The organism is Janthinobacterium sp. UMAB-56, assembly GCF_900095265.1.
In the GTDB taxonomy this organism is placed as follows: domain Bacteria; phylum Pseudomonadota; class Gammaproteobacteria; order Burkholderiales; family Burkholderiaceae_D; genus Janthinobacterium.
Genome location: NZ_LT607673.1, coordinates 33,957 through 41,296, shown reverse-complemented (window position 1 = coordinate 41,296; position 7,340 = coordinate 33,957). Strand labels below are relative to the sequence as shown.

The window sequence follows — 7,340 nt, the reverse complement described above, 5'->3', positions numbered from 1 at the left end:
CGCATGAAGCTCTTCATCGATCCGCTGGAGTTGCAGGTGCAGTACCGTGCAAGCCCGCCGTGGCTGCGCAAATTGATGGATGCGTTTGCCGATGGCCTCAATTTTTATCTGGCCACGCACCCGCAGGTCAAACCAAGGCTGATCACGCATTTCGAGCCGTGGATGGCCCTGAGTTTCAGCGAGGGCAGCATCGGCGGCGATATCGAGTCCGTCAACCTGGCGCAGCTCGAAGCGTTCTACGGCCAGCAAGCCTGGCCTGCTACCGTGGCGCTGGCCAGCCTGGAGACGGGCTTGGACCCCGAACCGAGTGGCTCGAACGGTTTTGCCATCGCGCCTGCCATCACGAAAGATGGCCACGCGCTGCTGATGATCAATCCGCACACATCCTTTTACTTCCGTGCCGAAGTGCAGATGACCAGCGGCGAAGGCCTGAACGCGTATGGCGCCGTCACCTGGGGCCAGTTTTTCGTCTACCAGGGTTTTAATGAGCGGCTGGGCTGGATGCATACCTCGGGCGGCGGCGACGCCATCGACGAATACCTGGAAAGCATCGTAGACAAGGACGGCGCCTGGTTCTACCGCTATGACGGTGGCCAGCGGCCCTTGAAAGCCGTGCCGATTACCTTGCCATATAAACTGGCCGATGGCGGCATGGGATCGAAAACCATCACCGTCTACTACAGCCACCACGGCCCCATCGTGCGTGCGCAGGATGGAAAATGGGTGTCCGTGCGCCTGATGAATGAACCGTTGAAAGCTTTGATACAGTCGTACACGCGCACCAAGGCGCGCGATTATGCGGCGTTTTATCAAACGATGGAACTGCGCACGAATTCGTCCAATAACACGGTGTACGCGGATGCGGATGGCAATATCGCCTATTTTCACGGCAATTTCATCCCCGTGCGCGACCCGCGCTTCAACTGGAAGCAGCCGGTCGACGGCAGCGACCCGGCCACCGAGTGGCAGGGACTGCACACGGTGGCGCAAACCATCACCCTGTTCAATCCGAAAAATGGCTGGATACAGAATACGAACAACTGGCCGTATTCGGCGGCCGGCAGCAGCAGCCCGCGCCAGCAGGACTATCCCGCCTACATGTCCGTGTACGGCGAAAACGCGCGTGGCCTGCATGCGGTCAAGGTTTTCCAGAACAAGACAGGGTTTACGCTCGACAGCCTGATCGCCGCGTCGTATGACAGCGAGTTGACGGCGTTCGAGTCCCTGCTGCCACCGTTGTTCACGGCATACGATGCGCTGCCGGTGGGCGACGCGCAACAGCTGGCACTGGCCGACAAGGTCGCGCTGCTGCGCGCCTGGGCCTGGCGTTATTCGCTGACGTCCACCGCCACCTCGCTGGCCGTGTTCTGGGGCCAGGAACTGGCGGAACTGGTCGGCAAACAGGCGCGCGAGCAGGGCGTGCCCGTGGTCGATTTCATGGCGACAGACAAGGTCACGGCGGCGCAGCGCCTGGCGGCATTGGCCAGTGCTGCAGCCAAGCTGCAGCGCGATTTCGGCAACTGGCAAACGCCATGGGGCGAGATCAACCGCTACCAGCGCTTGACAGGCGACGTGGTGCAGCCATTTGACGATGCGCAGCCCAGCTTGCCCGTGCCTTACGCGTCGGGCAACTGGGGGGCGCTGGCCGCGTATGGCCAGCGCAGCAAGAGCACGACGAAACGCATCTATGGCGAGCGTGGCAACAGTTTTGTGGCGGCCGTGGAATTCGGTCCCCGCATCAGGGCGAAAAGCATCCTCGCGGGCGGCCAGAGTGGCGGTCTGCGCTCGCCGCACTTCCAGGACCAGGCGGCCATGTATGCGCGCGGCGAGTTCAAGGACGTGCTGTTTTATCCGGAGCAGGTGGAGCAGCACCTGGAGCGACGCTACCACCCTGGAAAATAGCAGCTGGGCCGTTCAAATCGCATCGAGCGCCGTGCGCAAGTCATGGCGCAGGTCTGCGATGTCTTCGATGCCCACCGACAGGCGGATCAAGCCATCGCCGATACCCAGCTTTGCCCGCTGCTCGGCCGGAATGCTGGCATGCGTCATCAGGGCAGGATGCTCGATCAGGCTTTCCACGCCGCCCAGGCTTTCGGCCAGCGCAAATATCTCGCAGTGCTCCAAGAAACGGCGCGCGCCCGCCAGGTTCGTATCGAGGTCGATGGAAATGATGCCGCCGAAACCCTCCATCTGGCGTAGCGCCAGCGCGTGCTGCGGGTGCGAGGCCAGGCCCGGGTAAAACACCTGTTTTACCTCTTTCTGCTGCTCCAGCCATTGCGCCAGCGCCAGGGCGCTGGCGCAATGGCGCTGCATGCGGATGGCCAGGGTCTTGACGCCGCGCAGGGCGAGGAAGCTGTCGAATGGCCCGGCAATCGCCCCCACCGAGTTTTGCAAAAAGCCCAGCTGCTCGCGCCATTGTGCCTGGCGCGCTTCCGCGCCGACGATGGCGATGCCGCCGATGATGTCCGAGTGGCCGTTCAAATACTTGGTGGTCGAGTGCACGACGATGTCGAAGCCGTGTTCGAGCGGGCGCTGCACCAGCGGACTGGCGAAGGTGTTATCCGCCACGGCGATGATGCCGCGTGCGCGGCAGATGTCGGCAATCGCGCGCAGGTCGGCCAGTTTCAGCATCGGGTTGGTGGGCGTCTCGACCCACACCATCTTCGTTTCCGGGCGCAGCGCAGCCAGCAGATTTTCGGGATTGGTCAAATCGACATAGCTAAAGTCGTGGCCGGCCGAGCGCCGGCGCACGCGCTCGAACAGCCGGTAGGTGCCGCCGTACATGTCGTCGCCGGCGACGATGTGGCTGCCTGCATCCAGCAATTCCAGCACGGACGAAATGGCGGCCAGGCCCGAGGCGAAGGCGAAGGCTGCGCTGCCGCCTTCCAGGTCGGCCACGCAGCGTTCGAGCGCCCAGCGCGTTGGATTGTGCGAGCGGCCGTAGTCGAGGCCCTTGTGCACGCCGGGGCTCTCTTGCACGAAGGTGGAGGTGGCGTAAATGGGGGGCATGATGGCGCCCGTCGACGGGTCGGGAGACTGGCCGGCGTGGATGACGCGCGTGGCGAGATGGCTCTTGCGTGGAGTTTGCTGGCTCAAGATAGTGTCCTGCGTAAGTGGTTGATAAGGTCGAAGCGGGTGATCAGGCCATAGAACGCGGTATCGTCGGCGACGACTGCCGTCAAGCCCCGGTCCAGGGTGGCGCGCAGGGCGGGCAAGCCGCTTGACGGCGCCAGGGTTTCGAGCTGCATCGTCATGGTGCTGCCCACCAGCGACGCGAAATGTGCGGCGTCGCTTGATACGCGCAGCAGCAAGTCCGATTCGTCGAGAATGCCCACCAATTGGCCGCCGTCGATGACGGGCACTTGCGCCAGGTCGTTCGAGCGCATGCGGTTGAAGGCGGTCAGCAGGGTGTCGCCCGGCGCCACGCTGACGACATCGCCCTCGTCGTAGCGGCGTCCGATCAGGTCGCGCAAGTCGCCCGACACGACCCGCTGCAACAAGCCCTGGTCGCGCATCCAGCCATCGTTGTAAACTTTTGACAAATAGCGCGTGCCCGTGTCGCACACGAACGTGACGACGCGCATGGGCGTGGTCTGTTCGCGGCAGTATTTGAGGGCGGCGGCCAGCAGCGTGCCGGTCGACGAACCGCCTAAAATGCCTTCGGCGCGCAAGAGGGCGCGCGCGGCATCAAAACTTTCCTGGTCGCTGATGCTGTAGGCGCGGCGCACGCCGTGCATGTCGGCGATGGCGGGAATGAAGTCTTCACCGATGCCTTCGACGGCCCACGAGCCGCTCGTGTCGCTCACTTTGCCCGTGTCGATGTATTCGGTGAGGATGGAGCCTTGCGGGTCGGCCAGCACGAATTCCAGCTTGGGTTGCGCCTTGCGGAAGTAGCGCGTCAGTCCCGTCAGGGTGCCGGACGAGCCGACGCCGACGACGATGGCGTCCACGTCATGCCCGCTTTGCTCCCAGATTTCCGGCCCGGTGCCCGTTTCGTGGGCCAGGGGATTGGCGGGATTGTTGAACTGGTCGGCAAAGAAGGCGCCCGGCAGCTCGCGCGCCAGTCGTGCCGCGAAATCCTGGTAGTACTCGTGATGGCCCTTGCCCACGTCCGAGCGCGTGGTGTGCACTTCCGCGCCCAGTGCCTTCAAATGCAGCACTTTTTCCGTCGACATCTTGTCGGGCACGACGAGTATCACGCGGTAGCCCTTGATGCGGCCGACCAGGGCCAGGCCGATACCGGTATTGCCGGCTGTCGCCTCGACGATGGTGCCGCCCGGCTGCAAGCGGCCGTCGGCTTCGGCCGCTTCGATAATGGACAGGCCGATGCGGTCCTTGATGGAACCGCCGGGATTTTGCGATTCCAGTTTCAGGAACAGCTGGCACAGGCCCGTATCGAGCCTGCTCACTTCGACCAGCGGGGTATTGCCGATCAGCGTGTAGAGCGCTGGCGGCTGGGGTGGGGCTGGCATTCGATCATTCATGGTGGCTCCTGTCAGAGAAACAGCCGCTCCGGATCGTGTCCCGAGCCGCCTTCCGTGCCGCGCAGTGTAGGCGCAGGGGCGAATGGCGCGAACGAATGTTTGCATGCTTGCATATACGCCCTGCGCATATAGTCGGCAGGGTGCGCGATGCGAGTATGCGCCGTTTGTAACCCGCTTGCCGCGCCAAAGGCAGGCGTATTAAGCTGCCGCAAGCCCGCCATTGCGATTTATAATCACGCCTCGAAAAGGTGCTAAACAGTATCTTTGAAAAATCAGACAAACAGGGCAGGCGGCAGTGGCAAAACTTTATTTCCGGTATTCCGCAATGAACGCGGGCAAGTCGACGGCCTTGTTGCAGGTCGCGCACAACTATGAAGAGCAGGGCCAGCAGGTGCGCCTGTACACGGCCGCCATCGACAGCCGCTATGGCGTGGGCCGGGTCACCTCGCGCCTGGGGCCGCAGCGCCAGGTCGATATCTTCCATGCCGACACGAATTTCCTCGATGAGATTCCCCAGGTAGCTTGTGTGCTGGTCGACGAGGCGCAATTTCTCAGCACGGCCCAGGTGCAGCAGCTGCACCAACTGGCGCAAGTGAAGGGCGTGCCCGTCATCTGCTACGGCTTGCGCACGGATTTCAAGGGCGAACCGTTTCCCGGCTCGGCCTATCTGCTGGCGCTGGCCGACGATATCGAGGAGCTGAAGAATATTTGTACTTGCGGCAAGAAGGCCACGATGAACATCCGCGTGGATGAGCAGGGCCGCCGCATCAAGGAGGGCGAGCAGATCAGTATTGGCGGCAACGAGAGTTACCGCCAGGCGTGCGGGCGCTGTTTCTACTCCTAGGCTTATTCGGCGACGGGCGCGCCCACGTCCGCATCATCGGATAAGGCCAGATCGCCCCGCTCGAAGGCGGCCAGGATTTCATTCGCGCGCGCCACATCGTGCTCGCGCACCATGACGCGTGCGCCGCCAATGGCAGCCGCCAGCAGCATGTCGGCCTGCATGTGCTGGTCGTCCGTCAGCAGCACGTCGATGCCGGCCGCTGCCAGGCAGCCGCGGATGACGTGCGCATCCGTGGGCATCATCAGCCGGGCAATTAAAACATAGTCGTCATGCATGCTGCCTCCTGGCAAGGTGGATTCGTCCCCATCTTAGCATCAGGCTTGTTTTACAGCTTGAACACGCCCACCACCTGGTTCAGCTCCAGCGCCTGTTCCTGCAAGGCATCTGCCGCTGCGGCCGCTTCTTCCACCAGGGCCGCGTTCTGCTGGGTCACCTGGTCCATCTGGGCGATGGCCTGGTTGACTTGCTCGATGCCGCTGCGCTGTTCTTCGCTCGCCTGCGCGATCTCGGCCATGATGCTGCTCACTTGCTGCACGCTGGCCACCACGGTGTCCATGGTGGCGCTGGCCTGGCTCACCTGCGCATGGCCCAGGTCCACCGTGCTGGCGGACGCCTGTATCAAGTCCTTGATATCTTTCGCTGCTGCCGTCGAGCGCTGCGCCAGGGTACGCACCTCGGTAGCGACGACGGCGAAGCCGCGTCCCTGTTCGCCGGCCCTGGCCGCTTCCACGGCCGCGTTCAAGGCCAGGATGTTGGTCTGGAAGGCGATGCCATCGATGACGCCGATGATGTCGGCGATCTTGCCCGACGAGTTGCGGATGGCATCCATGGTGCTGGCCACCTGCGCTACGGCCGCGCCGCCTTCGGCTGCCAGGCTGGAGGAGTCGTGCGCCAGCCGGCTGGCCTTCTGCGCGTGTTCGACGTTCTGCCGCACGGTCGAGCTCAGTTCCTCCATCGAGGCGGCCGTTTCTTCCAGCGAACTGGCTTGCTCTTCCGTGCGGCTCGACAGATCCAGGTTGCCGCTGGCGATTTCACCGGACGCCGTAGCGATTTGCCCGGCGCTGCCGCGCACATTGCCGACTACTTGCGACAGCTTGTCGCTGATGCGGTTCATGGCGCGCAGCAGGCGGCCGATTTCGTCATGGCTGTTGGTGTCGAGGTGCACCGTCAGGTCGCCGTCGGCGATTTGCGCGGCGGCCGTCTCGGCGGCGGCCAGCGGGCGCGACACGAGGGCGCGCACCAGCCAGTACAGCAGCAGGGCGAAGACGAGCAGGGCGATGAAGCCGGAAATGGCCAGTTGGTTGCGCAACTGGCGCGCTTCAAGAGTGATCTCGTTCGTGAATGTGCCGCCCGCGATGATCCATTGCCATTCTTTGAATTGACGATAGTACAGCTGCTTTTCGCGCGCGCGGGCAGCTGTTTCGCCAGGCGCCGCCCACGTGTAGCGCATGGCGCCATTTTTCTGCGCCAGCATCTCCTGGATGAACAGGCGGCCGTCGCTGGCCTTGAAGTCGAGCGCGCTCTTGCCTTCACTGTTCGGATGCAGCACCAGGTGGCCGTAATTGGGGCCCGGGGCCGTGTCGACGATATAGATGTAGCCCGTCTGGCCGATCTTGACCTGGCGAATCTTCTCTTTCAACATGGCCAGATTCTTGCTGATGTCGAGGCCGATGAACAGCACGCCCACCACCTTGCCGCTGGCGTCGCGCACGGGGTCGTACTGGGTGATGTAGTGCTTGCCAAACAGGGTTGCCATGCCGACGAAGCGCTGGCCCGCGCGCAGGGGGGCATAGCTGGGGTGGTTGTGATCGAGCTGGGTGCCGATGGCCCGTTCGCCATCCTGCTTTTTCAGCGAGGTGCTGATGCGCACGAATTCGTCGCCATGCGCAGCAAAGATGGTGGCGATCACGCCCGTCTGGGCCGTATAGCGGTCGACCAGGGCCGTGTCGAGGTTGAGTACCTTGCCGCCGTTGGCCAGGGCGGGCGTGGCCTTGCCGGCCACGGCCACCATG

6 protein-coding genes are annotated in these 7,340 nt (G+C 63.4%); 2 read left to right on the top strand and 4 right to left on the bottom strand.

Annotated elements, in window-relative coordinates:
* Window positions 1-1,902: penicillin acylase family protein (locus K0F85_RS26655; RefSeq protein ID WP_257638185.1), on the top strand; the 1,902-nt coding region annotated here is incomplete at its 5' end.
* A gap of 12 nt (window positions 1,903-1,914) precedes the next feature.
* Here K0F85_RS26655 and K0F85_RS26650 read toward each other — a convergent pair.
* Together K0F85_RS26650 and K0F85_RS26645 are read right to left on the bottom strand one after the other, a co-directional pair.
* Window positions 1,915-3,096: a PLP-dependent aspartate aminotransferase family protein gene (locus K0F85_RS26650; protein WP_219118860.1), complete on the bottom strand. Its 1,182-nt coding sequence runs from the start codon at window positions 3,094-3,096 to the stop codon at window positions 1,915-1,917.
* Window positions 3,093-4,484 (bottom strand): pyridoxal-phosphate dependent enzyme, encoded by a 1,392-nt coding sequence (locus K0F85_RS26645; protein WP_374198834.1) that lies wholly within the window; start codon window positions 4,482-4,484, stop codon window positions 3,093-3,095. The genes K0F85_RS26650 and K0F85_RS26645 overlap by 4 nt, the downstream gene beginning before the upstream one ends.
* Before the next feature lie 295 nt (window positions 4,485-4,779).
* Here K0F85_RS26645 and K0F85_RS26640 point away from each other — a divergent pair, with 295 nt between their 5' ends.
* On the top strand, window positions 4,780-5,328 hold the full coding sequence (locus tag K0F85_RS26640; protein WP_219118859.1) for a thymidine kinase: 549 nt from the start codon (window positions 4,780-4,782) through the stop codon (window positions 5,326-5,328).
* Between the two features lie 2 nt (window positions 5,329-5,330).
* On the opposite strand, the gene K0F85_RS26635 is transcribed toward K0F85_RS26640, so the two are convergent.
* Window positions 5,331-5,603 (bottom strand): putative signal transducing protein, encoded by a 273-nt coding sequence (locus K0F85_RS26635; RefSeq protein WP_219118858.1) that lies wholly within the window; start codon window positions 5,601-5,603, stop codon window positions 5,331-5,333.
* Window positions 5,604-5,653: 50 nt separating this feature from the next.
* Window positions 5,654-7,340: Cache 3/Cache 2 fusion domain-containing protein (locus K0F85_RS26630; RefSeq protein ID WP_257638184.1), on the bottom strand; the 1,687-nt coding region annotated here is incomplete at its 5' end.

Excerpts from the sequence above, each read along its gene's own strand:
- K0F85_RS26645 (WP_374198834.1), bottom strand. The coding sequence starts at position 4,484 with ATGAATGATCGAATGCCAGCCCCACCCCAGCCGCCAGCGCTCTACACG.
- K0F85_RS26635 (WP_219118858.1), bottom strand. The coding sequence starts at position 5,603 with ATGCATGACGACTATGTTTTAATTGCCCGGCTGATGATGCCCACGGAT.